Here is a 23477-nt window from a genome sequence, read left to right on the forward strand (position 1 = left end):
GATGGCGGGTCGGCCGCGAATGTGGCCTCAGCGCGGCGCCGCGCCCGTCGGCGCCGGCCCGGTCTCCCTCAGGCCGGTCAGCAGCAGCTTGCGGTAGAGCTGCTCGCGCACACCCTCGGCCTGCTCCAGGCCCATGCGTTGCAGGTGCTCGGCGAAAGGCGCCGGGTCCGTCGATTCGAACAGCGTGGCCATGCCCAGCTCGACGATTTCGCTGAGCTTGAGTTTGCTCTTCAGCCACTTCAGCGCCCGCAGCAAGGCTTGCTCGACCGGCGTGAAGTCGCAGCCCAGCGGGTATTCGGGAAACAGCGCGGGATGCTCCGCCTGCAAGGCCAGCAGGCGCCAGGGCGTGTTCTGCCGGTAGGCCTCGTCGAGGCGGAAATCAGCGGCGAGCTTGCCGGCCTTGCGCGCCTGTTCGATGAGTTCGTCCTGGAAACGCGAATCGGCGATCTGCAGCAGCGCCTCGATCACCTCGGCGTCGTTCTTGCCGCGCAGGTCGGCGATGCCGTACTCGGTCACCACGATGTCGCGCAGGTGCCGCGGGACGGTGGTGTGGGCGTATTGCCAGACGATGTTGGACGTTACCTCGCCGCCGGACTCGCGCCAGCTGCGCAGCATCAGGATCGAGCGCGCGCCCTCCAGTTCGTGGGCCTGGGCGACGAAATCGTACTGCCCGCCCACGCCGCTGATGACCTGCCCGTTCTCCAATTGATCGGCGGCGCTGGCGCCGAGCAGGGTGACCTTGAAGCAGCTGTTGACGAAGCGTGCGTGTCGCCGCTGCGCGCGTTTCAGCGCTTCGTCGCCGTAGAGACGGTTGATGTAGCTGATGGCGCCCATGCCGATGCGCGCGCGCTGCGCTTCCGGCAACTCGTGTAGCCGCCGGTAGAAGTCCCGCGGACCGAGGAAGAAACCGCCGTGTACGCACTGGCCACGGACCGCGCCCCGATGGGCGTCGAGACCGGCGCGGGTGGCCGGGTCCTCGAGGTCCGCCGCCAGGGAGCGGCCGTCCGGCAGGCGCAGTCGCCCGTCCTGGAGCGCCACGCCGGGGTCCAGCAGGCCATGGCGTTGCAGCCCCTCCAGCGCCGCGACATCCAGGTTCGTGGGGAAACCCGCCTCGGCCAGGGCGTCCCAGTCCTGCAGCCGCCCCTCGGCGCTCAGGCCGCCGGCCTCGGCCAGGCGTTGCAGGCGCAGGTCGTCGTAGACCGCGCGGCTCACCACGCCGGCCTCCATCAGCGCCAGCATGCCGAGCACGAACATTTCGCTGCACCCGTAGAGGCCCTGGCTGAAAGAGTCGCAGCCGCCTTCGTCGGCCAGCAGCGCGCCCCAGCGCTGCGGCACCTGCAAGCCGTCGAGCGCGGCGCGGTAAGCGGCGTTGTCGGTCTGGCGGGCCAGCAATGCGGCGGCCAGGGCATCGCCCATGGCGCCGATGCCGATCTGCAAGGTGCCGCCGTCGCGGACCAGGGCGCTGGCGTACAGCCCGATGGCGTGGTCCTGGGGGTCGACCGGCATGTTCGGCGTGGAAAACAGCCGGCGCCGCTCGGCCGGCTCGATCAGCAGGTCGAAGCGCTCGACGGCCACCTCGGCGCCTCCGAGCATGTAGGGCAGCTCACCGTGCGCCTGGGCGATGCAGAGCAGGGACTCGCCGGCGGCGCGGCGGGCATCCAGCAACGGCAGCAGGTCGAGGGTGATGTCCGGGTTGCAGCTCAGGCTCAGTCGCCCGGGCGAAGCCTCGCGGCGGGCCACCAGCTGGGCGATCACGTTGATGCCCTTGCGGTCGAGGTCCCGGGCCACCTTGCTGTAGTTGAGGCTGACGTAATGCTGCTGGGCGAGCGGATTGCCCATCTGGCTGCCGGGTTGCAGGTAGAACTCTTCCACCTGCACGTTGGCCGGCAACTCGCCGCAACGCAGATCGGTGAGGTAGTCGAGTTCCGGCGCGTCGGCGAACACCCGGCGGAAGAAGGGTCCGCTGAAGCGCTGCTCGAGTTCGCTGCCGGGCTGCGGGCGGGACAGCGACAGGGCGGTGTAGATGACCAGCCGACGCTGCGGCTGCGCCTTGATCCGTTGGTACAGGGCATTGACGAAGGCGCAGGGTTTGCCCAGGCCGAGTGGCAGGCCCAGGCGGATGGGCCCCTGGATGCGATTCAGGACCTGATCGACGGCCTCTTCCAGCGAACATGCGGACACGGGTGCTTCTCCTCGGCGACAGCGTGCCGGTTTGGACCCGGCGAAGTCGCGCATTGCTCACCCTGTCTGCGCGCCAGAAACGACGAAGCCGCCCGGAGGCGGCTTCGAGGCACAGCGCCGGACTCAGAGCCCGGACATTTTCTTGATGGTGGCTTTCAGCTCATCATCGCTGCAATCGGCGCAGGTGCCTTTCGGCGGCATGCTGTTGATGCCGGTGATCGCCTTGGCGAGGATGCCGTCCAGACCGCCCTGGTGATCAGCGCGCTCCTTCCAGGCAGCGGCGTCGCCGATTTTCGGCGCGCCCAGCACACCCGCGGAGTGGCAGGCGCCACAATGCTTGGCGATGATGTCGTCGGGGGTGCGCGCACCGCCGCCGGCACTGGCTGCGACCGCCTCGATACCCTTGCACTCTTCGCCCATCACGCAGACTTCACCCACCGGCTTGATGCGCTCGGCGATGTCGTCGTTGGTCGCGGCCTGAGCGCTTACCGCCCACAGGGCCAAGACGGCAGCCTGCGCCGCCAGCATTTTCTTGATTAGGTTCACCCTTACACCCTCATCGTGGCTAGTCACGCCCGCGGCCACGGTTTCGCGGGCGGGCGCCAGTATACCGGTAAGACCGCTACATCGAAACAACCCTGCGCCTCGCAAGGGCTTGCGGCATGGGGTCGCAGCGGCCGCTGCGCTGCCGGACGGGATGCGTCGCGGGTAGGTCAGAAGTTCGCCGGAGTGGTGGCGCTGATCAGGCGCGCCGGCACGTCGTAGGGATTGCGGAAACGGTGCGGCTTGTTGCTCTCGAAATAGTAGCTGTCGCCGCTTTCGAGGACATAGACCTCACGCCCGACGGTGAGCTCGAGGCGGCCGTCGACCAGCATGCCGGCCTCTTCGCCGTCGTGGTTGAGCATCTCGTCGCCGGTGTCCGAACCTGGCGGATAGGTCTCGTCGAGGAAGGCGATGGTGCGGGACGGATGGGCCTTGCCGATCAGCTTCATGGTGACCGCGCCGCTGGAGATGTCGACCAGTTCGTCCGCCCGGTAGACCACCTGGATCGGGTTGTCCTGCTCGAAGTCGATGGAAAAGAACTCCACCAGCGACATCGGGATACCGCTCAGCACCTTCTTCAGCGAGCTGATGGAAGGACTGACGCTGTTCTTCTCGATCATGGAAATGGTGCTGTTGGTGACGCCCGCCCGCTTGGCGAGTTCGCGCTGGGAAAGGCCTTTGAGCTTGCGGATGGCTTGCAGTCGAACACCGACGTCCAAGGGTGGAGTCCTCCTTATGGGCAGAGGGAGTCGAAGGTCGCGGTATCATGGCAACAGTGTTCAGTATTTACAACACACCGCCCGTAAATTCTGCCCAGCCGGACTCTCAGCCTGCGGAATAGAGCGTCTGCACCCGGCGCAGGTTGCAGAACAACTGGTAGGGGATGGTCCCGGCCGCGGCGGCCACCTCGCCGGCGCCGACTTCCCGCCCCCAGAGCTCGACCCGGCTGCCGAGGCCGGCCGCGGGCAGGTCGCTGAGGTCGACGGTGAGCATGTCCATGGAAACCCGGCCGATCAGCCGGCTGCGCCGGCCGTCGATGCTCACCGGCGTGCCGCTCGGCGCGTGCCGCGGATAACCGTCGGCGTAGCCCATGGCGACCACCCCGACACGGGTCGGACGCTCGGTGACGAAGCGGGCGCCGTAGCCGATGGGTTCGCCGGCCGCCAGTTCGCGCACGCAGATGATCTTCGATTCCAGGGTCATCACCGGACGCAGACGGGCGGCCTGCTCCTGGGGGCCCTCGAAAGGGCTGGCGCCGTAGATCATCAGCCCGGCGCGGACCCAGTCGTCCGGGCGCTGGCGCGGGGTCAACTGCGGCCAGCGCAGCAGGCCGGGCGAGTTGCATAGGCTGATCTCGGCCTGCAGCCCGGCGCTGGCGTGGGCGAAGGTCGCCAGTTGTTCGGCGCTGCGCGGGCTCTCGGGTTCGTCGGCGCTGGAAAAGTGGCTCATCAGCACGATCTTGGCGACCTTGCCGCTGGCCATCAGCCGGTGGTAGGCCTCGCGGTACTCGGCCGGGTGCAGGCCGACACGGTGCATGCCGGTGTCCAGCTTGAGCCAGACGTTCAGCGGCCGGTTCAGGCGGGTGCGCTCGATGGCCTCGATCTGCCAGGTGGAATGCACCACGCACCAGAGGTCGTGCTGGTCGATCAGCTTCAGTTCGTCGGCCTCGAAAAAGCCTTCGAGCAGCAGGATCGGGTTGCGCAGGGTCGCGTAGCGCAGCTCCAGGGCTTCCTCGATGCAGGCCACCGCGAAGCCGTCCGCACTACCCTGCAGGGCCTGAGCGCAACGCACCGCGCCGTGCCCATAGGCGTCGGCCTTGATCACCGCCAGGGCGCGCGCGCCGCTGATTTCACGCGCCAGTTGATAGTTGTGGCGAAGGGCCTGGAGGTCGATGAGGGCACGGGCGGGACGCATGGCGATGGATTCTGGTCTTTTCAACGATGAGGTAGGACCCCGGCGGGATGCGCCAGGCATGGGTGCCGCGAGAGCGGCGCTAAAGTGGCGATGAGACGTCGGCCGCGCATGACACGCGGCCGGGTTTTCAAGGCGCTCGCCGGGACCGGCGAGCGCCGGGGATCACGGCAGGGCGGCGATCACCGAGAGTTCGACGAGGATGTCCGGCTCGCACAACTTGGCCTGGACCGTCGCCCGGGCCGGCGCGACGCCCTGGGGCAGCCAGGCGTCCCAGACCGCGTTCATGCCGGCGAAATGCGCGTCGATGTCCTTCAGGTAGATGGTCACCGAGAGGATGCGCGTGCTATCGGTGCCGGCCTCGCCGAGCAGACGCTCGATGTGCGTCAGGGTCTCGCGGGTCTGTTGCTCGATGCCCGCGCTCAGGTCGTCGGCCACTTGGCCCGCCAGGTAGACGGTGCTGTTGTGGATCACGATCTGGCTCATGCGGGCATTAGTGTGCTGTCGCTGGATTGACATGTTTGCGGCTCTCCTTGGAATGGCTGTAGCGGAAGATATCCAGACCCTCGGCGCTGATCTGGGGACGTTTCTTCGCCATCAGGTCGGCGAGGAAACGGCCAGAACCGCAGGCCATGGTCCAGCCCAGGGTGCCGTGACCGGTGTTGAGGAACAAGTTCGCGTAGGGGGTCGCGCCCACGATCGGCGTGCCGTCAGGGGTGGCGGGACGCAAACCGGTCCAGAATTCCGCCTGGCCGAGGTCGCCTCCACGGGGATAGAGGTCGTTGACGATCATGTCCAGGGTCGCGCGGCGACGCGGATCGAGGTTGAGATCGAAGCCGGAGATCTCCGCCATGCCGCCGACGCGGATGCGCTGGTCGAAACGGGTGATGGCGACCTTGTAAGTCTCGTCGAGGATGGTCGAGGCCGGCGCCATGGCCGGGTCGGTGATCGGCACGGTCAGGGAGTAACCCTTGAGTGGGTACACCGGCGCCTTGATGCCGAGCGGCTTGAGCAACTGCGGCGAATAGCTGCCGAGGGCCAGGACATAGCGGTCGGCGGTTTCCAGCTTGCCATCGACCCAGACCCCGTTGATGCGATCGCCGGCGAAGTCGAGGCGCTCGATGGTGCGGCCGAAGCGGAACTCGACGCCCAGGCCGCGGGCCATTTCGGCCAGCTTGGCAGTGAATATCTGGCAGTCGCCGGTCTGGTCGTTGGGCAGGCGCAGGGCCCCGGCGAGCTTCTCGGTGACCCCGTCCAGGGCGGGCTCGACGCGGGCGATGCCGGCGCGGTCGAGGACCTCGTAAGGCACGCCGGACTGTTCCAGCACGGAGATGTCCTTGGCCGCGTTGTCCAGCTGCGCCTGGGTGCGGAACAGCTGGGTGGTCCCGAGCTGGCGCCCCTCATAGGCGATGCCGGTTTCGGCGCGCAGCTCGTCGAGGCAGTCGCGGCTGTATTCCGACAGGCGCACCATGCGTTCCTTGTTCACCGCGTAGCGGCTCGCGGTGCAGTTTCGCAGCATCTGCGCCATCCACAGGTACTGGTCGATGTCGCCGGTCATCTTGATCGCCAGGGGCGCGTGTTTCTGCAGCAACCACTTGATCGCCTTGAAGGGCACGCCGGGCGCGGCCCAGGGCGAGGCGTAGCCGGGCGAGACCTGGCCGGCGTTGGCGAAGCTGGTTTCCAGGGCGGGAGCCGGCTGGCGATCGATGACCACCACCTCGAAACCGGCACGGGCCAGATAATAAGCACTGGCGGTCCCGATGACCCCGCTGCCGAGCACCATTACACGCATGTTCGCCTCCTCGCCACGGGACTGCCGCGACCGTCATTATTTTTGGAACACAGATGCGCGCAGTATAGGAAGCCGACACCAGGGCTTTTCACCATTTACACCGGGATATTTGGCGTTAATTCAGGGCGAAAGGCCTTTCGACGGAGGCGCATCCACCGGCTTCCCTGCCCTTTCGCGCGAAGTTCAGCGGTTACGCGCGCATCCGTCGCCGACCGCGCGCGGCTACCGGCTCACTTGCGCACCCACTTGCCGTTGACCTGGATGTACTGGCCCGCGGGGGTCTTTTCCAGCGCCTTCTGCCCGGCCAGGGCCTCGACGTCGCCCAGTTGCAGGCCGTTGTCCTTGGCCAGGCGCTGGTATTCGCCGCGCCGGGCCTCGTTGATCAGGCGGGCGATCTCCGCCCCCTGGGTGTCACCGGCGACCACCCCAAGGTAGCCGTCGGGCTGCTCGCCGACCTGGCCGCTCTGCTTGGCCTGGCCCAGGCCGGACATGGCTTCGTTGAGGCTCATCGCCAGGGCCGGCAGGCTGATGCAGATCGCCAGCAGGCCGCCGATCCATTTGCTACGCAGTGTCATGAAACCTCCTCGGGGCGGCTCAGAAGAGGCCGCTGGATTCGTTGATGATGCCGTCCAGGGCCTTGTCGACCTTGATGTAGATTTCGTGCTCGATCTTCACGTTCAGGTTGATGTTGATCGGCTCGTTGGGCACGGCGAGCTGCACGGTGGGCGTACAGCCCAGGTTCAGGCCGCCCAGCAGCAGGAAGACGAGGAACGCGCGCAGGCGCATAGGCAGGGTTCTCCAGGCGAGGGGGTCAGGGACTCGGGGCGTTGCGCTGGCGCAGACGCTCCTGGACCCGCTGGCGGATGGTTTCGCTCACCCGGTCGGTGAGTTGCAGGCTGGTCAGCAAGGCGGGCAAGTCCTCTTCCAGGTTGACGTTGAGGTTGATCGGCCGGCCCTTTTCCACATCGGGGTTGCGCCCTTGCAGCGTGAGGCCGAGCAGCAGCTTGCCGCGTTCATCATAGCTAAGGGCGCTGCTCAGCCGGTCGTAATGGAAATCGTCGAGGGCATCCGCCACCAGTTGCATGCCGGGATTGCTGCGGCCCAGGGCGCGGATCTTCTCCGAGCGGAACTGCAGGTAGCCGGGGGCGCGCGCGCTCAGCCGGCCCTTTTCCACCCGCGGGACGCCCTTCTCCAGCAAAATCGGCACCTCGCCGTCCAGGGTGCCGGCGCCGGCCAGGCCCTCAGCGGGATAGACGCGCAGAATCTCCTTCAGTTGCACGCCGTCGAGATGCAGGGCGAGCCGCTGCGAGGATTCGCCCAGGGATGCCGTGCCCGGCTCCAGCCACGCGCGGCCGCCGAACAGGCCGCTCTCGGCCTGCTGCCAGTCCAGCCGGCCGGCCAGCGGCGCGCCCAGGCCGGCGCGGTAGCGGCCCCGGGCTTGTAGCGGGCCGAGGGGAAAGCCGGGGTTGGCCTGCTCCAGGCGCAGCTCCGGGGCGTCCAGCTCGAGCGTCTCGCCGTTCAGTCGCAGCGCCAGGCGCCCTTGCAGGCCACGCAGCTCGCTGCGGTCGTAGAGGCCTTCCAGGCCGCGAAAGCTCAGGTCCATGCCCATCTCCACGGGCGCCGGTCCGGCGTTCAGGGACAGATTCGCCTGGCCTTGCAGGCGCCCGCTGGCGAACTCCAGCGTGGTCGGCCAGTCGCCGAAGGTCTTCGCCAGGGGGTTGCCGGCCCGGAAGAACAGCTCGGCCAGGCCGAGCTTCAAGCGCAGCGCCCCGGTGTCCTCGCGCCCGCCGCTCAGGGCCAGGGCCAGCCCGCTGTCGTTGGTCAGCGCGCCCTTCAGGGCCTGGCGCCGCCCTTCGGCGTCGAGCCGTCCGCGGAAACGCCAGCCCTGGGGCAGCAGGTGCGGCTGGGCGACTTCCGCGGCCTCGACCTCGACCGGCCCGCGGACGCCGAACGCCAGGGGCCGGTCGCCGGGGTAATCCACCTGCACGGCCAACCCGGCCGGTTTGCCGCGCAGGTCGCGCATCCGCACCTCGCCGGGCAGGTCGAGGCGGGCCGCGCGCAGGGTCGAGGCGGGCAGCAGCTCCAGGCGCAGGCCATCGGGCTGGATCTGGCCACGGGCACGCAGGTCGAGGTTCAACCCGCGCGCCGACAGCCCGTCGCGCTGGACGGAGGCATCGGCCAGGCGCAGGCGCGTCTCTTCCAGTTCGATGGGCCAGTAGGCGTCGGCGGGAATCTGCACCCAGCTTTGCAGCTCCAGCCGACCCGCGCCCTCGCCGCTCAAGGCCACCTGCACGCCACGCGCCCCGCTGTCCGCCGCATCGGAAACGGCCAGTGGCTGGATGCGCAGGCCGAGGCTTCGCGGGCGGAATTCGACCGGCAGCGCGAGCAGCCAGTCGCCCTGGAGCGCATCCAGATGCAGGTCGCTCTCCAGCCGCCGCGGCCACCAGCGCCCGTCCTCGCCCAGGGCGTCGGCGCTCAGCTTGCCGCGCAGCGCGCCGAGCCCCGGCACCGGCCAGGCCTGCGGCAAGTCGAGGTCCAGCTGGACTTGGCCGCTGCCCTCGAGGATGCGCGCGGGGTCCAGCGTGTTCTTTGCTTCGCCCAGGCGCAGCTGCCAGCGGGCGTCCAGATGCAGTTCGGCGGGGCCGTCCGGCAGGCGCTGGGCGGGCGGCATCCAGTCGGCCAGCCACGCCGCCAGGCCGGCGGTGGAGGTTCCGGGCAGGTTCAAGCGGCCTCGCCAGACCAGCCCGGCCGCGCCGGACTCGAAGTCGCTGTCGCCGCTCAGCAGCGCCTGCCCGTCCAGATGCGCCTGCACGTCGGCGGTCCAGCCGGTGGGGCGTTTTCGTCCCTGGCCGAGCAGCTCCAGCGTTTGCGTGCCGCGGTAGAGCACCAGGCGCAGCGCCAGCGCCTCCTCGGCGCCGGCGGGATGCGACAGTTCGGCGGCGCCGCGCTGGACGCAGCGCCCGGCGGCGCAGGGCAGGTCGAGGGTGAAGGCCGCGATGCGCAGGGCCGGGGGCAAGCGGGCGAGGACGCTTTCCAGCGCCGCGGGATCGAAGGGCGCGGCGGCCGGCGCGGGGGCTTGCCCCGGCTGCCCGCTCAGGCTCAACTGTCGGACCTCCACCTCGCGCGGGGTCCAGCCGCCCTCGGCGCGACGCGGCCACCCGACGCGCAGGCCTTCGCCGTGGACACGCCACTGGCCGCCATCGCCGGTCAGGCGCTGCAATTCGAGGTCGTCCAGCTCGAGGCCGGCGCGGGAAAGCGACAGGCCGTGCCAGTCGAGGCGCTGGATGCCTTGCTCGCGCAACAGGTCCTGCACGGCCCGCCAGGCGAGGCCCCACAGGGCGATCAGGATCAGGAACAGCAGCACCGGGACCAGCACCCGCTTGGTCCGGAGGCGAGTGAAGGGCATGCCGGCCTCGATTCGCGCGCAAGGGCCTGGAAGGGTGGCGGCCGGCGGGCGCAAGATCAAGGCGTTTTCCGGACACAGGGATTTCCCCCAGGTTTTCCGCCGATTTACTGGACGAATCCTGATATAAGGCGTTTTTCGGAGAGAGATTCACCATGCGGACCCAACACCAAAGCCGCCGGGAGCTGGACAAGATCGACCGCAACATCCTGCGTATCCTGCAGCAGGACGGGCGCATTTCCTTCACCGAACTGGGCGAGCGCGTCGGCCTGTCCACCACCCCCTGTACCGAGCGGGTCCGCCGCCTGGAACGCGAGGGGATCATCATGGGCTACTCGGCGCGGCTCAACCCGCAGCAGTTGAAGGCCAGCCTGCTGGTGTTCGTCGAGATCAGCCTGGACTACAAGTCCGGCGATACCTTCGAGGAGTTCCGCCGCGCGGTGCTCAAGCTGCCCCACGTCCTCGAGTGCCATCTGGTGTCCGGCCATTTCGACTACCTGGTGAAGGCGCGGATCTCGGAAATGGCCTCCTACCGCAAGTTGCTCGGCGACATCCTGCTCAAGCTGCCCCACGTGCGCGAATCGAAGAGCTACATCGTGATGGAAGAAGTCAAGGAATCCCTCGACCTGCCCATCCCGGACTGATCGCCCGCGCGCTCATCCCGCCTCTTGGCGGTGCGGGAGGCTTGCGTTTATCCTCTGTCAAATTTTCCAAACACAATAATCAGGATTCCGCACATGAACGCCCGCGTTCGCCTTCCGGTGCATACCGACCAGCACGCCCCCTCCTATTACGCCGCCAGCGCCAACCGCTCGCTCGCCTTTCCCGAGTTGGCCGGCGACGAGCGCGCCGACGTCTGCATCGTCGGCGGCGGCTTTTCCGGGCTGAACAGCGCCATCGAACTGGTCCGCCGCGGCTTCTCGGTGGTGCTGCTGGAGGCCCGGCAGATCGGCTGGGGCGCCAGCGGGCGCAACGGTGGGCAATTGATCCGCGGCGTCGGCCACGACGTCGAGCGGTTCGCCCCGGTGATCGGCGACGAGGGCGTGCGCGAGATCAAGCGCCTGGGCCTGGAGGCGGTGGAAATCGTGCGCCGCCGCATCGAGGAGTTCGCCATCGACTGCGACCTCACCTGGGGTTACTGCGACCTGGCCAACAAGCCCGCCGACCTGGCCGGCTTCGCCGAGGACGCCGAGGCATTGCGCGCCCTCGGCTATCGCCACGAACTGCGCCTGCTGCAGCCCGGGCAGATGCACGAGGTGGTCGGCTCCGAGCGCTACGTCGGCGGCCTGATCGACATGGGCTCGGGCCACCTGCACCCGCTCAACCTGGCGCTGGGCGAGGCGGCCGCCGCGGCCGCGCTAGGAGTGCGCCTGTTCGAGCGCTCGCCGGTGCTGCGCATCCAGCACGGCGCCGAGGCGTTGGTGCACACCGCCCGCGGCCGGGTGCGCGCCAAGACCCTGATCCTCGGCTGCAACGCCTACCTGAACGACCTCGAGCCCGGCCTCGGCGGCAAGGTGCTGCCGGCCGGCAGCTACCTGATCGCCACCGAGCCGCTCTCCGAAGAGCAGGCCCAGGCACTGATCCCGCAGAACATGGCGCTGTGCGACCAGCGCGTGGCCCTCGACTACTACCGGTTGTCCGCGGACCGCCGCCTGCTGTTCGGCGGTGCTTGCCACTATTCCGGGCGCGACCCGGCGGACATCGCCGCCTACATGCGGCCGAAGATGCTCCAGGTGTTCCCGCAACTGGCCGACGTGCGCATCGACTACCAATGGGGTGGGATGATCGGCATCGGCGCTAACCGCCTGCCGCAGATCGGCCGTCTCGCCGAGCACCCCAACGTTTACTATGCCCAGGCCTATTCCGGCCACGGGGTAAACGCCACGCACCTTGCCGGCCGGCTGCTCGCCGAAGCCATCGCCGGCGAACAGAGCCGCGGCTTCGACGTCTTCGCCCGGGTGCCGCACATGACCTTCCCCGGCGGCCGCCACCTGCGCTCGCCGCTGCTCGCCCTGGGCATGCTCTGGTACCGTTTGAAGGAACTGCTCTGAGCCCTGATCGGGCCTGAATCTTTTCCGGCCGTCCGCCGTCAGAGAGAAGCTGCGTCCGAACCCCGCTGGAGGCCCGCGTGCCCGTCCGTTTGCTGTTGATGGTACTGCTCTGCCTGGCGGGGTGCGCCGGCCCGATGCCGCGCGTTCCGTCCGAGGTCATGCCCGCCGGCGATTCGCCGTTCGGCGCGGCGATCATGGCGCGCGCCGAGGTCCATCCGGGCCGCTCCGGCTTTCGCCTGTTACCGGCGAGCAACGAAGCCTTCCTCGCCCGCGCCGAGCTGATCCGCGCGGCGCAGCGCAGCCTCGACCTGCAGTACTACATCGTCCATGACGGCCTGAGCACGCAGATCCTGGTGCAGGAGCTGCTCAAGGCCGCCGATCGCGGGGTGCGAGTGCGCCTGTTGATCGACGACCTGAACAGCGATGGCCGCGACTACGAGATCGGCGTGCTGGCCGCCCACCCGAACATCCAGATCCGCCTGTTCAACCCCATGCACCTGGGCCGCAGCACCGGCCTGACGCGCAACCTCGGGCGCCTGCTCGACTTGCCGCAGCAGCACCGGCGCATGCACAACAAGCTGTGGCTGGCCGACTCCAGCGTGGCCATCGTCGGCGGCCGCAACCTGGGCGACGAATACTTCGACGCCGAACCCAGCCTGAATTTCACCGACATCGACCTGCTGGGGGTCGGCCCGGTCGCCCGCGAACTGGGGCAGAGCTTCGACCAGTACTGGAACAGCGCGCTGAGCAAGCCGGTGCAGGACTTCCTCTGGAGCCTGCCGGCCCCGCGCGACCTGGCCCACGCGCGGAAGACCTTGGACCGCGCCATCGAAAAGGCGAGTCGGGAGCGACACGCCCTGGCCGCGCCGCTGCTCGCCTACCGCAGCCAGCCGCGCCTGCAAGGCTGGCTGGACGAGTTGATCTGGGCGCCCAGCCAGTCGCTGTGGGACGCGCCGAGCAAGGTCCTGGCCCGCGGCGAACCGGACCCGAGCCTGCTGCTCGCCACCCAACTGGCGCCGGAACTGGCGCGGGTGAACCAGGAACTGATCCTGCTCTCGGCCTACTTCGTGCCGGCCGAGGAAGGCCTCGGCTATCTGCTCAGCCGCGCCGACGCCGGGGTGGACGTGCGCCTGCTGACCAACTCCCTGGAGGCCACCGACGTACCGCCGGTGCACGGCGGCTACGCACCGACCCGGCGGGTCCTGCTGGAGCACGGCGTACGGCTCTTCGAGTTGCGCCGGCAGCCGGGCGATCCGGGCAAGGCCGCCTACAGCCTGTCCGGCGCCTCGAACTCCAGCCTGCACAGCAAGGCGGTGATCTTCGATCGCAGCCGGGTATTCGTCGGCTCGTTCAATTTCGATCCGCGCTCGGTGCTGTGGAACACCGAGGTCGGGGTGGTCGTCGACAGCGAAGAGCTGGCGGGCAAGGTGCGCGAGCTGGCGTTGCAGGGCATGGCGCCGACCCTGAGCTACGAGGTGAAGCTGCAGCGCCTGGACGGCGAGGAGCGCCTGGTGTGGGTCACCGAGGACCACGGCGTGCGCCACGTGCTGGACAAGGAACCGGCGAGCCTGTGGCGGCGCTTCAACGCCTGGGTAAGCGGCGCGGTCGGCCTGGAACGCATGCTCTAGGCCACGTCCGGGAAAGCCGGGGGCACCCGGCCTCGGTTCTCCTCGCCAGTTCCCTCTCGACGCCAGACGCCCACGACCGTACCCGTGGCGAACGCGAGGCGCCGGGCTCGAAGCGATGGCTGGTATCCTGCCCGCTCCTCCGCCCGGACAGCGTCGCCTCGTGTCGAAACCTCCTTCGGAACACCGCCGGGCCCGCTTGCAGCGGCGCCTGGACGCCGCCCGCGACGAGCGGGCCATGCGCCTGCACAGAAAGCCGGGCTTCGGCCAATGGGCATTCGCGCTGCTGGTGCTCGGCCTGGCGTTGCTGGGGGCCGTGCGCCCGCTGTTATTGGCGCGATCCCTGTACATGCCCCTGCTGCTGTGCAGCCTGCTGGCGGGTGGGCTGGCGCTGCACCAGGCCGGCCTGCTGGCACTCTTGAACCCCCTCGGCTGGCGTCGCGGGCAACTCTTGGAAGACCTGCTCATGGCCATGCTGGCCGGGGTGGTCGGCCTCGTCGCCTTCGTCTTCGCCTACCTGGCGCTGCTGGGCGGCGTGCCCAGCCTGCTGCATGGCTGGAGCGCCGAGCCGACCGAAATCGAAGTGCGCATCGACCATTTCGCCCCTCGGGCCGGCACACGCGGCTGCGCCTATGACCTGCGGGTGAGCAGCCCCCGCTACGCCAGCACCTGGGTGCCCTGTTCGCTGGCCATCGCCTTGCGTGGCCGGGCCGTCGAAGGCGAGCCGATCCGCCTCGGCGGCACTCGATCCTGGCTGGGCTTCCGCTACCAAGCCCTGGTCGGGAAGCCACCCCGGGCACCCTAGCCGCGCCGCGGCCGTGGCGCTCATCCGGGCGTGGTCGCGACCTCGAAGGCTCCGCGACGCCAGGCCAGCACGATGAACCCGGCGGCGCCCGCCGCCATCAGCAATGGCAGCGCATGGCCGCTGATCCATTGGCTCGCCGCGCCGGTGCTCAACGGACCGATCAAACAGCCGATGCCCCAGAGCTGGGCGACGTGGGCATTGGCACGGACCAGTTGCTCGTCGCGGAAACGTTCGCCGATGAGGATCAGCGACAGGGTGAACAAGCCGCCGGCGCTGGCGCCGAACACCACCAGCACGGCCCAGATCAGCGGGCCGTGCAGCGCCAGCGGGATGCTCAGGCTGGACAGCAGGAGCATCACCCCGCAGCCGCGGAACAGCGCCCGCCGGGGTATCCGGTCGGCCATCCAGCCGATGGGCAGTTGCAGCAGCGCGTTACCCACCACCACGGTGCTGACCATGGCCAGGGCGGTCTCCTGGCTGAAGCCCTGGCGCACGCCGTAGACCGGCAGCAGGGTCAGCATCATGGCTTCGAAGGCGGCGAACAGCACCACCGCCCAGGCGATCGCCGGCAAGCCGCGGCAGAACGACGCGAGGCCACGCCCGGAGGTGGCGTGGGCGTCCATCTGCGGCGCCCCGCCACGGCCGATCAACAGCAACGAACCGCCGATCAGCAGGGCGACGCCGAACCAGAAGCCATCGTCGTCGGCGGTGCCCAGCAGCCCCAGCAGCAGCGGGCCGGACAACTGGCTGAGGGCGTAGCCGGTACCATACAGGGCCACCAGGCGGCCGCGCAGGCGATCGACCGCCAACTGGTTGATCCAGCTCTCGCCGAGGATGAACACCACGGTCAGGGCCACGCCGATCAGCAGCCGCAACAGCAGCCACACCAGGTAGAACTGCACCAGCGCCAGCAGACCCACCGACACCGCGCCCAGCAGCAGGCAGGCGCGCATCAGCTGCGGCGTGCTCACCTTCGAGGCGAGCCGACCGGCGAGGCTGGCGCCGAGCAGGGCGCCGATCGCCGGGGTCGCCGCCATCACCCCGATGGAAAAGGCGTCGTAGCCCCAGCCCTCCAGGCGCAACGACACCAGCGGCATGGTCACGCCGAGCGCCAGGCCGATGCTGATCACCGCCGCGCATACGGCGAAATAGGTTCCCCAACGCATAGCTGTTCTCCCTTTGGCGAAAGGGCGCCGGAAAACAAACGGCCGGACTCCGAGGAGTCCGGCCGCGCTTCGGCACCCGTGGCGCCGTCAAGTCGACGGCGCCGGGCGGGCTCACCCGCCGGCAGGCGGAACGTCGGGCACCCCGCGGGCGCCCGGCCGTCTCACAACTTGATCCAGGTGGCCTTCAGCTCGGTGTACTTGTCGAAGGCGTGCAGCGACTTGTCGCGCCCGTTACCGGACTGCTTGAAGCCGCCGAAGGGTGCGGTCATGTCGCCGCCGTCGTACTGGTTGACCCAGACGCTACCCGCGCGCAGCGCCTTGGCCGTGAGGTGCGCCTTGGACAGGTTGGCGGTCCAGACCGCGGCCGCCAGGCCGTAGGGCGTATCGTTGGCGATGCGGATCGCATCCTCGACGTCGTCGAAGGCGATCACCGAGAGCACCGGGCCGAAGATTTCCTCGCGGGCGATCTTCATCGCGTTGGTCACGCCGTCGAAGATGGTCGGCTCGACGTAGGTGCCGCCGGTCTCCTCCAGGGTGCGCTTGCCGCCGGCCACCAGGGTGGCGCCATCGGCGTGCCCGGCCTCGATGTAGGACAGCACGGTGTCCATCTGCTGGGTGTCCACCAGGGCGCCGACGTTGGTCGCCGGGTCCAGCGGATTGCCCGCCTTCCAGCCTTTCAGGGCCTCGATCACCAGTGGCAGGAAGCGGTCCTTGATCGAACGCTCCACCAGCAGGCGCGAACCGGCGGTGCACACTTCGCCCTGGTTGAAGGCGATGGCGCTGGCGGCCGACTCAGCGGCGGCCTGTAGGTCGGGCGCATCGGCGAAGACGATGTTCGGGCTCTTGCCGCCGGCCTCCAGCCAGACGCGTTTCATGTTCGATTCGCCGGCGTAGATCATCAGTTGCTTGGCGATCCTGGTGGAGCCGGTGAACACCAGGGTGTCGACGTCCATGTGCAGGGCCAGCGCCTTGCCGACGGTGTGGCCGTAGCCCGGCAACACGTTGAACACCCCGGCCGGAATGCCGGCGTCCAGGGCCAATCGGGCGACGCGGATGGCGGTCAGCGGCGACTTCTCGGACGGCTTGAGGATCACCGAGTTGCCGCTGGCCAGGGCCGGGCCGAGCTTCCAGCAGCTCATCAGCAGCGGGAAGTTCCAGGGCACGATGGCAGCGACCACGCCGACCGGCTCACGGGTGACCAAGCCCAGCTCGTGATGGGGCGTGGCGGCCACCTCGTCGTAGATCTTGTCGATGGCCTCGCCGTTCCAGCGCAAGGCATTCGCCGCGGCGGGCACGTCGATGCCCAGGGCGTCACTGATCGGCTTGCCCATGTCGAGGGTTTCCAGCAGGGCCAGCTCCTCGGCGTTCTCCTTGAGCAGGTCGGCGAAGCGGATCATCACCGCCTTGCGCTTGGCCGGCGCCAGGCGCGACCAGGCACCCGACTCGAAGGCCGCGCGGGCGGCCTTCACCGCGCGGTCCGCGTCGGCCTGGTCGCAGCTCGCCACTTGCGCCAGCACGCGGCCATCGACCGGGCTGATGCAGTCGAAGGTGGCGCCGGCACTGGCATCGCTGTACTCGCCCTGGACGAAGGCACGGCTTTCGATCTTCAGGGTCTTGGCGCGTTGTTCCCAGTCGGAACGAGTCAGTGTGGTCATGGCGAGGTCCTCTTAATCAGAAGAAGCGTGCGCGCGGGCACGAACTGTCGAGAATGCGGCGGGGCCCGAAGGCCGGCCAGCGTGCCCGCCACCCTAAACCAGAGGCGGCAGGATTTTCAATATATTTGACACTGAAGGGCAAAACCGCCTTGTCATGTTCGTTTTATCAAACATAGACTCCGATGCGAGCGCATCGAACGACCCCCAGGAGCTGCAATGGACATCGAACAGATCATCGATTTCGCCCAGGCCGGCACCCCGGCCGAGACCTATCGCCCGGTCGCGGAGAAGATCCTCAAGGGCGACCCGGAGCAAAGCGTGCGCAACCACTACAGCAGCCCGTGCGGCCAGTTCGGCGCCGGAATCTGGGAGGGCGCGGTCGGCCAATGGACGGTGAACTACAGCGAGCACGAATACTGCGAGATCCTCCAGGGCGTCTCCGTTCTGCGCGATCGCGACGGTGGCGCCAAGACGCTGCGCGCGGGCGACCGTTTCGTCATTCCGGCCGGCTTCAGCGGCACCTGGGAAGTGCTCGAACCCTGCCGCAAGGTCTACGTGGTCTTCGAACCCAAGCCGGCCTGAGCTCGCCGGACCGCCGGGCCTGAACGGCGACAGGCTTCCCACGCGCCTGCCGTCCTGGGGCCGCCCTTTCCGCCAGGCAATAAAAAACCCGCCGTGAGGCGGGTTTTTCCGACAAGGGCCGCGATCAAATCACTTGATCTTGGCTTCCTTGTAGATCACGTGCTTGCGCACGACCGGATCGTATTTCTTGATTTCGATCTTGTCGGGCGTAGTGCGTTTGTTCTTGTCGGTGGTGTAGAAATGGCCGGTACCGGCGCTGGACACCAAACGGATCAGGTCACGCATGATTGACTCCTTAAACCTTTTCGCCGCGAGCGCGCAGCTCGGACAGGACGACATCGATGCCACGTTTGTCGATGATACGCATTCCCTTGGCGGAAACGCGCAGACGCACGAAGCGCTTCTCGGACTCGACCCAGAAGCGGTGATGCTGCAGGTTCGGCAGGAAACGACGACGGGTTTTGTTGTTCGCGTGGGAAATATTATTCCCGGTGACCGGACCCTTACCGGTCACTTGACAGACTCTCGACATGCCTCAGCCCTCTAAACCACATGCCCAACCCGGCATGGGTTGGCCGCTTGAACTCATACTTTGTGGGCGTGTTCACGCCCGTCTCGTCAGGGTCTTACCGGCCGCACACGTAATGCGAAGGACCGGGCCCCTAGAAAAGAGCGCTGCTTTATACCAGAAACCCCCTACCCTCGCAAGGAAAGACCCGGTGGGCTCACCCGCCCGGAACGCCTCTGCGCCGGCCTCGAGGCGGGGCGTCCCCTACCACCCGTCGGCATTCACGGATTGTTCCGCTTTTCGCCTTGGTCTAGGGTAGGGCCTCTGGCGCGCGTCCGGTGTGCCGCCCACCTCAAGGAGCCCGCCATGCGACTCGCCGTTCTGCCGCTGCTGTTCGCCCCCGTGCTGGCCACGGCCGCCAACCTGAACGTCTGCACCGAAGCCAGCCCGGACGGTTTCGACGTGGTGCAATACAACGCCCTGACCACCACCAACGCCTCGGCCGACGTGTTGATGAACCGGCTGGTGGAGTTCGACGCCGCGCAAGGCAAACCGGTGCCGAGCCTGGCGGAGCGCTGGGAGATATCCGACGACGGCCTGACCTACAGCTTCGATCTGCGTCAGGACGTGCACTTCCATCGCACCGAGTATTTCACCCCGACGCGTGCGCTGAACGCCGACGACGTGGTCTTCAGCTTCCAGCGGATGCTGGACCCGGCCAACCCCTGGCACAAGGTGGCCGCCAGCGGCTATCCCCACGCCCAGTCGATGCAGCTGCCGAGCCTGATCAACTCGGTCGAGAAGGTCGACGAGCACCGCGTGCGCTTCACCCTAAGCGCCCCGGACGCGACCTTCCTGGCCATGCTGAGCATGGGCTTCGCGTCCATTTATTCCGCCGAGTACACCGGGCAATTGATGCGCGCCGGCACGCCGGAAAAGCTCAATTCCGCGCCCATCGGCACCGGGCCCTTCATCTTCAAGCGGTTCCAGAAGGACGCCGTGGTGCGCTACGCCGCCAACCCGGATTACTTCGCCGGCAAGCCGGCGGTGGACAACCTGATCTTCGCCATCACCCCGGACGCCAACGTGCGCCTGCAGAAACTGCGGCGCGGCGAATGCCAGATCGCCCTTTCGCCCAAGCCCATGGACGTGGGCAGCGCGCGCCAGGACCCGAACCTGGCGATCAGCGAAACCCCGGCGTTCATGACCGCCTTCGTCGCGTTCAACAGCCAGCACGCCCCGCTGGACAATCCGAAAGTGCGCCAGGCGATCAACCTGGCGTTCGACAAGACCAGCTACCTCAAGGCCGTGTTCGAGAGCAGCGCCACCGCCGCCAGCGGCCCCTACCCTCCGACCACCTGGAGCTTCGCCGGCGACCTCCCGGGCTACCCCCACGACCCGCAGAAAGCCCGCGCGCTGCTGGCGGAGGCCGGCCTGGAAAAAGGTTTCAAGACCACCCTCTGGACCCGCCCCTCCGGCAGCCTGCTCAACCCGAACCCGAGCCTGGGCGCGCAACTCCTGCAAGCCGACCTGGCCGAGGTCGGCATCCAGGCCGAGATCCGCGTGATCGAATGGGGCGAGTTGATCCGCCGCGCGAAGGTCGGCGAGCATGATCTGCTGTTCATGGGCTGGTCTGGCGACAACGGCGATCCGGACAACTTCCTCACCCCGCAATTCGCCTGCGCCTCGGTGCAGTCCGGGCTGAACTTCGCGCGGTACTGCGACCCGGCGCTGGACAAACTGATCGCCGACGGCAAGCGCGTTCCGGACCAGGCGCAACGCAGCGAGCTCTACCGCCAGGCGCAACGCATCATCCAGGAACAGGCGTTGTGGTTGCCGCTGGCGCACCCGACAGCCTACGCCCTGCTGCGCAAGAACGTGCAGGGCTACCAGACCAATCCGTTCGGCCGTCAGGACTTCTCCAAGGTCAAGCTCTGAGGCCCCCACCGCGCCTCATAGCCAGCCGTACTCGGCGAGGGACAGGGGTTCGCCCTCGCCGACGATGAAGTGGTCGAGCAGGCGCACGTCGATCAGCGCCAGCGCCTCCTTGAGGCGCAAGGTTAACTGGCGGTCCGCCTGGCTCGGCTCGGGAACCCCGGACGGGTGATTGTGGGTGATGATCAGGGCCGCCGCGTTGTGCGCCAGGGCGCGCTTGACCACCTGACGCGGATAGACGTTGGCGCTGTCGATGGTACCGTGGAACAGGACTTCGAAAGCCAGGGCGCGGTGCTTGGCGTCCAGGAAGAGGCAGGCGAACACCTCGTGCCGCTCGTGCCGCAGCTGTGCCTTCAGGTAATCGCGCACCGCCTGCGGGCTTTCCAGCGCGGAGTCGCGGTGCAGCCGCGCGGCGAGATGTCGACGCGCCATCTCCAGCACGGCCTGCAACTGCGAGAACTTGGCCGGCCCCAGGCCGAGCCGGCGGCTGAATTCCGCGAGATCGGCCTCCAGCAATTGCCGCAGGCCGCCGAAGTCGTTCAGCAGGTGGCGGGCCAGATCGACCGCGCTCTGCCCGGCCACGCCGGTGCGCAGGAAGATCGCCAGCAGCTCGGCGTCGGTCAGGGCCGCGGCGCCCCGGTCCAGCAGTTTTTCCCGCGGCCGCTCCAGCGTCGGCCAGTCACGAATGCTCATGCAACAACCTCCATGTAGGGAAACGCAGGCCCCGTGCGGATGCCTGTCGGCCCGCCAATCCCTGGCGAGCCCGGATAGCCTAGCTCAAGTTCATCCACGCGCCCGCGCCGGCTCGCCTTGGTCTAAAAGCCGCTCGAGCGGAGCGGCGGGCGGCACGCGGAGGGCCCCGCGAGCACCGCCGCAGAGCGGGTGGGCGCGCGCCATTCGAGGCTCTGTACCCGCACAAACGCTGTGCTATCTTAGCCCGACTTTGCGCGGCGGCCGGCCTGGGGAGGCATCACCCGCCCGCATGAAACCGGTATCTATAAAAAGGCAGGCCTATGCAGCGGCTCTATCGGAAACGCATCGTTCTGGGCGTGGGCGGCGGGATAGCCGCATATAAAAGTGCCGAACTGGTTCGCCGGCTACGTGATCAAGGCGCCGAGGTACGGGTGGTGATGACCCGTGGCGGTCGCGAATTCATCACCCCGCTGACCCTGCAAGCGCTCTCTGGACACCCCGTCCACCTGGATCTGCTCGACCCGGCCGCCGAGGCCGCGATGGGGCACATCGAACTGGCCAAATGGGCCGACTTGGTGCTCGTCGCGCCCGCCACCGCCGATCTGATGGCGCGCCTGGCCCAGGGCATCGCCGACGACCTGCTCACCACCCTGGTCCTCGCCACCGACGCACCGGTCGCTCTGGCGCCGGCGATGAATCAGGCGATGTGGCGCGATCCGGCCACCCAGGCCAACGCCGTCGCCCTGGAGAACCGCGGCATCCGCCTGTTCGGCCCCGCCGCGGGCAGCCAGGCCTGCGGCGACGTCGGCCCCGGGCGCATGCTCGAAGCCGAGCAGTTGGCGCAACTCGCCGCCGACTGCTTCGAACGCAAATCCCTCAGCGGCCTGCACGTGCTGATCACCGCCGGGCCGACCCAGGAAAACATCGACCCGGTGCGCTACATCACCAACCACAGCTCCGGGAAGATGGGTTTCTCCCTCGCCGAAGCGGCGGCCGAGGCCGGTGCCCGGGTGACACTGGTCACCGGGCCGGTGCACCTGCCGACGCCCGATCGGGTCACCCGCGTCGACGTCACCAGTGCCCGCGACATGCTCGCCGCGTGCGAAGCGGCGATGCCGTGCGACGTGCTCATCGCCTCGGCGGCGGTGGCCGACTACCGGCCGGAAGTGGTCGCGCCGCACAAAATGAAGAAGGACCCGAGCAGCGGCGAAGGCCTGCTCTTGCAGTTGGTACGCAACCCGGACATCCTCGCCACCCTGGCCCGCCGGGAAGACCGCCCGTTCAGCGTGGGTTTCGCCGCGGAGACCGAATTCCTGCTGGAGTACGCCCTGCGCAAGCTCAAGGACAAGAACCTCGACCTGATCGTCGCCAACGACGTGGCCAACCCGTCCATCGGCTTCAACAGCGAAGAGAACGCCATCACCATCATCGACCGCGAGCTGCGGCAGACCAGCCTGGCGCAGACCAGCAAGGGCAAGATCGCCCGGCAACTGGTCGCCTTCATCGCCGATCGCATCAAGCAGGCCTGACCCGACCATGCACTCCCTGCAAGCGAAGATCCTCGACCCACGCCTGGGCCGCGACTTCCCCCTCCCGCAATACGCCACGCCGGGCTCCGCCGGGCTCGACTTGCGCGCCATGCTCGAACGCGACCTCCGGCTGGAGCCGGGGCAGACCGTGCTGATTCCTACCGGCCTGTCGATCCACATCGGCGACCCGGGCCTGGCCGCCCTGGTCCTGCCGCGTTCCGGCCTCGGCCACAAGCACGGCATCGTCCTCGGCAACCTGGTGGGCCTGATCGACTCGGACTACCAGGGCGAACTCATGGTCTCCTGCTGGAACCGCGGCCAGAACGCCTTCGACATCGCCATCGGCGAACGCATCGCCCAGTTGATCCTGGTCCCGGTGGTGCAGGCGCACTTCGAACTGGTCGAGCATTTCGACGCGAGCCAGCGGGGCGAAGGCGGTTTCGGGCACTCCGGCAGCCACTAATCTCAATCAGGACGACCGCCTGGGAGACCTTCCGTGAAACTCTTCAAGCGCACTGCCAAGGACGATGACAGCCTGACGCTGACACCGATCGAGCCGGACAGGCGAGGTCCGTCGGCCGGCAATCGCCTGGGCGACGCCCTGCCGAGCCTCCTGGCCTGCCTGGCCGGTCTGGCCGCCGCCGGGGCGCTCCTCTGGTTCGGCGCCCTCGAGGGCGCCCAGCAGCAACAGCGGCATCGCCTGATCCAGGCCTGGGGCGGCGGCGAGGCGGCCGCCTTGCAACAGGCGCTGGCCCAACTGGCGCGGGACACCAACATCGCCGCGCGCAACCCTCTGCTGACCCAGGCCCTGGACAGCCAGCAGCCGGCGCAGGTCCAGGCGGCCGAACGCGCGCTCGGCTACTGGGCCGACGTGGTGGATGCCTACATCAACCTCCCGGGACAGGCCCAGCAGAGCACCGAGCGCGCGGCGCCGATGAATTTCGCCGCCCTCGACCTGCTGCGTCGCGTCGAGAACGGCGAGACCCCGCCGCCGGAAGCCTACAAAATCGGCCAACGTTGGCTGGTCTACAGCGTCGCCCCGCTGCGCGCCGCCGACGGCATGCCGTTGCAGGGCACGTTGCTCCTCGCCTTCGACCT

The 23477-nt window shown here is 68.3% G+C and carries 22 protein-coding genes; 8 read left to right on the forward strand and 14 right to left on the reverse strand.

The annotated features are described in order from the left end of the window. Positions 1 to 27: 27 nt before the first annotated feature. The 9 genes from OGL92_RS17380 to OGL92_RS17420 all read right to left on the reverse strand — a co-directional run bounded on the left by OGL92_RS17380 (position 28) and on the right by OGL92_RS17420 (position 9833). On the reverse strand, positions 28 to 2181 hold the full coding sequence (locus tag OGL92_RS17380; protein WP_263145929.1) for an acetyl-CoA hydrolase/transferase C-terminal domain-containing protein: 2154 nt from the start codon (positions 2179 to 2181) through the stop codon (positions 28 to 30). A 123-nt stretch (positions 2182 to 2304) separates the two neighbouring features. After that, a complete protein-coding gene (locus OGL92_RS17385; RefSeq protein WP_263146019.1) occupies positions 2305 to 2727 on the reverse strand; it encodes a c-type cytochrome in 423 nt (140 codons plus the stop codon). 167 nt (positions 2728 to 2894) lie between these two features. Then, entirely contained in the window at positions 2895 to 3443 is a 549-nt protein-coding gene (locus OGL92_RS17390) for a cupin domain-containing protein (protein WP_263145931.1), read from the reverse strand. A gap of 106 nt (positions 3444 to 3549) precedes the next feature. Beyond that, the gene (gene alr, locus OGL92_RS17395; RefSeq protein ID WP_263145933.1) at positions 3550 to 4638 is read right to left on the reverse strand and encodes an alanine racemase; all 1089 of its coding nucleotides are present in this window, start codon (positions 4636 to 4638) and stop codon (positions 3550 to 3552) included. Positions 4639 to 4800: 162 nt separating this feature from the next. Next, the gene (locus OGL92_RS17400) at positions 4801 to 5154 is read right to left on the reverse strand and encodes a RidA family protein (RefSeq protein ID WP_263145936.1); all 354 of its coding nucleotides are present in this window, start codon (positions 5152 to 5154) and stop codon (positions 4801 to 4803) included. Then, on the reverse strand, positions 5129 to 6427 hold the full coding sequence (gene dadA / locus OGL92_RS17405; RefSeq protein ID WP_263145938.1) for a D-amino acid dehydrogenase: 1299 nt from the start codon (positions 6425 to 6427) through the stop codon (positions 5129 to 5131). Before dadA ends, OGL92_RS17400 begins: the two co-directional genes overlap by 26 nt. Positions 6428 to 6657: 230 nt before the next feature. Further along, a complete protein-coding gene (locus OGL92_RS17410; protein WP_263145941.1) occupies positions 6658 to 7002 on the reverse strand; it encodes a DUF1318 domain-containing protein in 345 nt (114 codons plus the stop codon). Positions 7003 to 7021: 19 nt separating this feature from the next. After that, the gene (locus OGL92_RS17415) at positions 7022 to 7213 is read right to left on the reverse strand and encodes a YnbE family lipoprotein (RefSeq protein WP_263145945.1); all 192 of its coding nucleotides are present in this window, start codon (positions 7211 to 7213) and stop codon (positions 7022 to 7024) included. 25 nt (positions 7214 to 7238) lie between these two features. Further along, positions 7239 to 9833: a YdbH domain-containing protein gene (locus OGL92_RS17420; RefSeq protein ID WP_263145948.1), complete on the reverse strand. Its 2595-nt coding sequence runs from the start codon at positions 9831 to 9833 to the stop codon at positions 7239 to 7241. A gap of 152 nt (positions 9834 to 9985) precedes the next feature. Between OGL92_RS17420 and dadR the strand changes: the two genes are divergently transcribed. From dadR to OGL92_RS17440, 4 genes are all read left to right on the forward strand, one after another. Next, the gene (gene dadR, locus OGL92_RS17425; protein WP_263145951.1) at positions 9986 to 10474 is read left to right on the forward strand and encodes a transcriptional regulator DadR; all 489 of its coding nucleotides are present in this window, start codon (positions 9986 to 9988) and stop codon (positions 10472 to 10474) included. 93 nt (positions 10475 to 10567) lie between these two features. Next, the gene (locus OGL92_RS17430; RefSeq protein ID WP_263145952.1) at positions 10568 to 11881 is read left to right on the forward strand and encodes an FAD-binding oxidoreductase; all 1314 of its coding nucleotides are present in this window, start codon (positions 10568 to 10570) and stop codon (positions 11879 to 11881) included. 98 nt (positions 11882 to 11979) lie between these two features. Further along, the gene (locus OGL92_RS17435) at positions 11980 to 13509 is read left to right on the forward strand and encodes a phospholipase D family protein (RefSeq protein ID WP_263146020.1); all 1530 of its coding nucleotides are present in this window, start codon (positions 11980 to 11982) and stop codon (positions 13507 to 13509) included. A 235-nt stretch (positions 13510 to 13744) separates the two neighbouring features. Then, complete coding sequence (locus OGL92_RS17440; RefSeq protein WP_263145953.1) at positions 13745 to 14311, forward strand: hypothetical protein; 567 nt, start codon at positions 13745 to 13747, stop codon at positions 14309 to 14311. A 20-nt stretch (positions 14312 to 14331) separates the two neighbouring features. Here OGL92_RS17440 and OGL92_RS17445 read toward each other — a convergent pair whose 3' ends face one another. Then, the gene (locus OGL92_RS17445) at positions 14332 to 15477 is read right to left on the reverse strand and encodes an MFS transporter (protein ID WP_263145955.1); all 1146 of its coding nucleotides are present in this window, start codon (positions 15475 to 15477) and stop codon (positions 14332 to 14334) included. Positions 15478 to 15638: 161 nt separating this feature from the next. Further along, positions 15639 to 17132 carry an aldehyde dehydrogenase gene (locus OGL92_RS17450; protein WP_263145959.1) on the reverse strand — a complete coding sequence of 498 codons (1494 nt, stop codon included), beginning with the start codon at positions 17130 to 17132 and terminating at the stop codon, positions 15639 to 15641. 216 nt (positions 17133 to 17348) lie between these two features. Here OGL92_RS17450 and OGL92_RS17455 point away from each other — a divergent pair, with 216 nt between their 5' ends. Then, entirely contained in the window at positions 17349 to 17714 is a 366-nt protein-coding gene (locus tag OGL92_RS17455) for a cupin domain-containing protein (RefSeq protein ID WP_263145961.1), read from the forward strand. Positions 17715 to 17843: 129 nt separating this feature from the next. Here the strand turns inward: OGL92_RS17455 and rpmG are convergent, their stop codons facing one another. Both rpmG and rpmB read right to left on the reverse strand, forming a co-directional pair. After that, positions 17844 to 17999: a 50S ribosomal protein L33 gene (gene rpmG, locus OGL92_RS17460; RefSeq protein WP_014854577.1), complete on the reverse strand. Its 156-nt coding sequence runs from the start codon at positions 17997 to 17999 to the stop codon at positions 17844 to 17846. Positions 18000 to 18009: 10 nt separating this feature from the next. Beyond that, positions 18010 to 18246 (reverse strand): 50S ribosomal protein L28, encoded by a 237-nt coding sequence (rpmB, locus tag OGL92_RS17465; protein ID WP_039806568.1) that lies wholly within the window; start codon positions 18244 to 18246, stop codon positions 18010 to 18012. A gap of 342 nt (positions 18247 to 18588) precedes the next feature. On the opposite strand from rpmB, the gene OGL92_RS17470 reads away from it, so the two are divergent. Further along, positions 18589 to 20160 (forward strand): ABC transporter substrate-binding protein, encoded by a 1572-nt coding sequence (locus OGL92_RS17470; protein WP_263145974.1) that lies wholly within the window; start codon positions 18589 to 18591, stop codon positions 20158 to 20160. A gap of 15 nt (positions 20161 to 20175) precedes the next feature. Here OGL92_RS17470 and radC read toward each other — a convergent pair whose 3' ends face one another. Beyond that, positions 20176 to 20850, reverse strand: a complete 675-nt coding sequence (radC, locus tag OGL92_RS17475; RefSeq protein WP_263145977.1) for a DNA repair protein RadC — start codon at positions 20848 to 20850, stop codon at positions 20176 to 20178. 320 nt (positions 20851 to 21170) lie between these two features. Between radC and coaBC the strand changes: the two genes are divergently transcribed. After that, entirely contained in the window at positions 21171 to 22379 is a 1209-nt protein-coding gene (coaBC, locus tag OGL92_RS17480; RefSeq protein WP_263145980.1) for a bifunctional phosphopantothenoylcysteine decarboxylase/phosphopantothenate--cysteine ligase CoaBC, read from the forward strand. A 7-nt stretch (positions 22380 to 22386) separates the two neighbouring features. After that, the gene (dut, locus tag OGL92_RS17485; protein ID WP_263145983.1) at positions 22387 to 22842 is read left to right on the forward strand and encodes a dUTP diphosphatase; all 456 of its coding nucleotides are present in this window, start codon (positions 22387 to 22389) and stop codon (positions 22840 to 22842) included. Positions 22843 to 23477 lie beyond the last annotated feature (635 nt).

The sequence above is a fragment of the Pseudomonas sp. RIT-PI-AD genome, from assembly GCF_025642785.1.
In the GTDB taxonomy this organism is placed as follows: Bacteria; Pseudomonadota; Gammaproteobacteria; order Pseudomonadales; family Pseudomonadaceae; genus Pseudomonas_T.

Coding starts and splice junctions, on each gene's coding strand:
- alr (WP_263145933.1), bottom strand. CDS start 4,638: ATGCGTCCCGCCCGTGCCCTCATCGACCTCCAGGCCCTTCGCCACAAC.
- OGL92_RS17400 (WP_263145936.1), bottom strand. CDS start 5,154: ATGTCAATCCAGCGACAGCACACTAATGCCCGCATGAGCCAGATCGTG.
- dadA (WP_263145938.1), bottom strand. CDS start 6,427: ATGCGTGTAATGGTGCTCGGCAGCGGGGTCATCGGGACCGCCAGTGCT.
- OGL92_RS17410 (WP_263145941.1), bottom strand. CDS start 7,002: ATGACACTGCGTAGCAAATGGATCGGCGGCCTGCTGGCGATCTGCATC.
- OGL92_RS17415 (WP_263145945.1), bottom strand. CDS start 7,213: ATGCGCCTGCGCGCGTTCCTCGTCTTCCTGCTGCTGGGCGGCCTGAAC.
- OGL92_RS17420 (WP_263145948.1), bottom strand. CDS start 9,833: ATGCCCTTCACTCGCCTCCGGACCAAGCGGGTGCTGGTCCCGGTGCTG.
- dadR (WP_263145951.1), top strand. CDS start 9,986: ATGCGGACCCAACACCAAAGCCGCCGGGAGCTGGACAAGATCGACCGC.
- OGL92_RS17430 (WP_263145952.1), top strand. CDS start 10,568: ATGAACGCCCGCGTTCGCCTTCCGGTGCATACCGACCAGCACGCCCCC.
- OGL92_RS17435 (WP_263146020.1), top strand. CDS start 11,980: ATGGTACTGCTCTGCCTGGCGGGGTGCGCCGGCCCGATGCCGCGCGTT.
- OGL92_RS17440 (WP_263145953.1), top strand. CDS start 13,745: ATGCGCCTGCACAGAAAGCCGGGCTTCGGCCAATGGGCATTCGCGCTG.
- OGL92_RS17445 (WP_263145955.1), bottom strand. CDS start 15,477: ATGCGTTGGGGAACCTATTTCGCCGTATGCGCGGCGGTGATCAGCATC.
- OGL92_RS17450 (WP_263145959.1), bottom strand. CDS start 17,132: ATGACCACACTGACTCGTTCCGACTGGGAACAACGCGCCAAGACCCTG.
- OGL92_RS17455 (WP_263145961.1), top strand. CDS start 17,349: ATGGACATCGAACAGATCATCGATTTCGCCCAGGCCGGCACCCCGGCC.
- rpmG (WP_014854577.1), bottom strand. CDS start 17,999: ATGCGTGACCTGATCCGTTTGGTGTCCAGCGCCGGTACCGGCCATTTC.
- rpmB (WP_039806568.1), bottom strand. CDS start 18,246: ATGTCGAGAGTCTGTCAAGTGACCGGTAAGGGTCCGGTCACCGGGAAT.
- OGL92_RS17470 (WP_263145974.1), top strand. CDS start 18,589: ATGCGACTCGCCGTTCTGCCGCTGCTGTTCGCCCCCGTGCTGGCCACG.
- radC (WP_263145977.1), bottom strand. CDS start 20,850: ATGAGCATTCGTGACTGGCCGACGCTGGAGCGGCCGCGGGAAAAACTG.
- coaBC (WP_263145980.1), top strand. CDS start 21,171: ATGCAGCGGCTCTATCGGAAACGCATCGTTCTGGGCGTGGGCGGCGGG.
- dut (WP_263145983.1), top strand. CDS start 22,387: ATGCACTCCCTGCAAGCGAAGATCCTCGACCCACGCCTGGGCCGCGAC.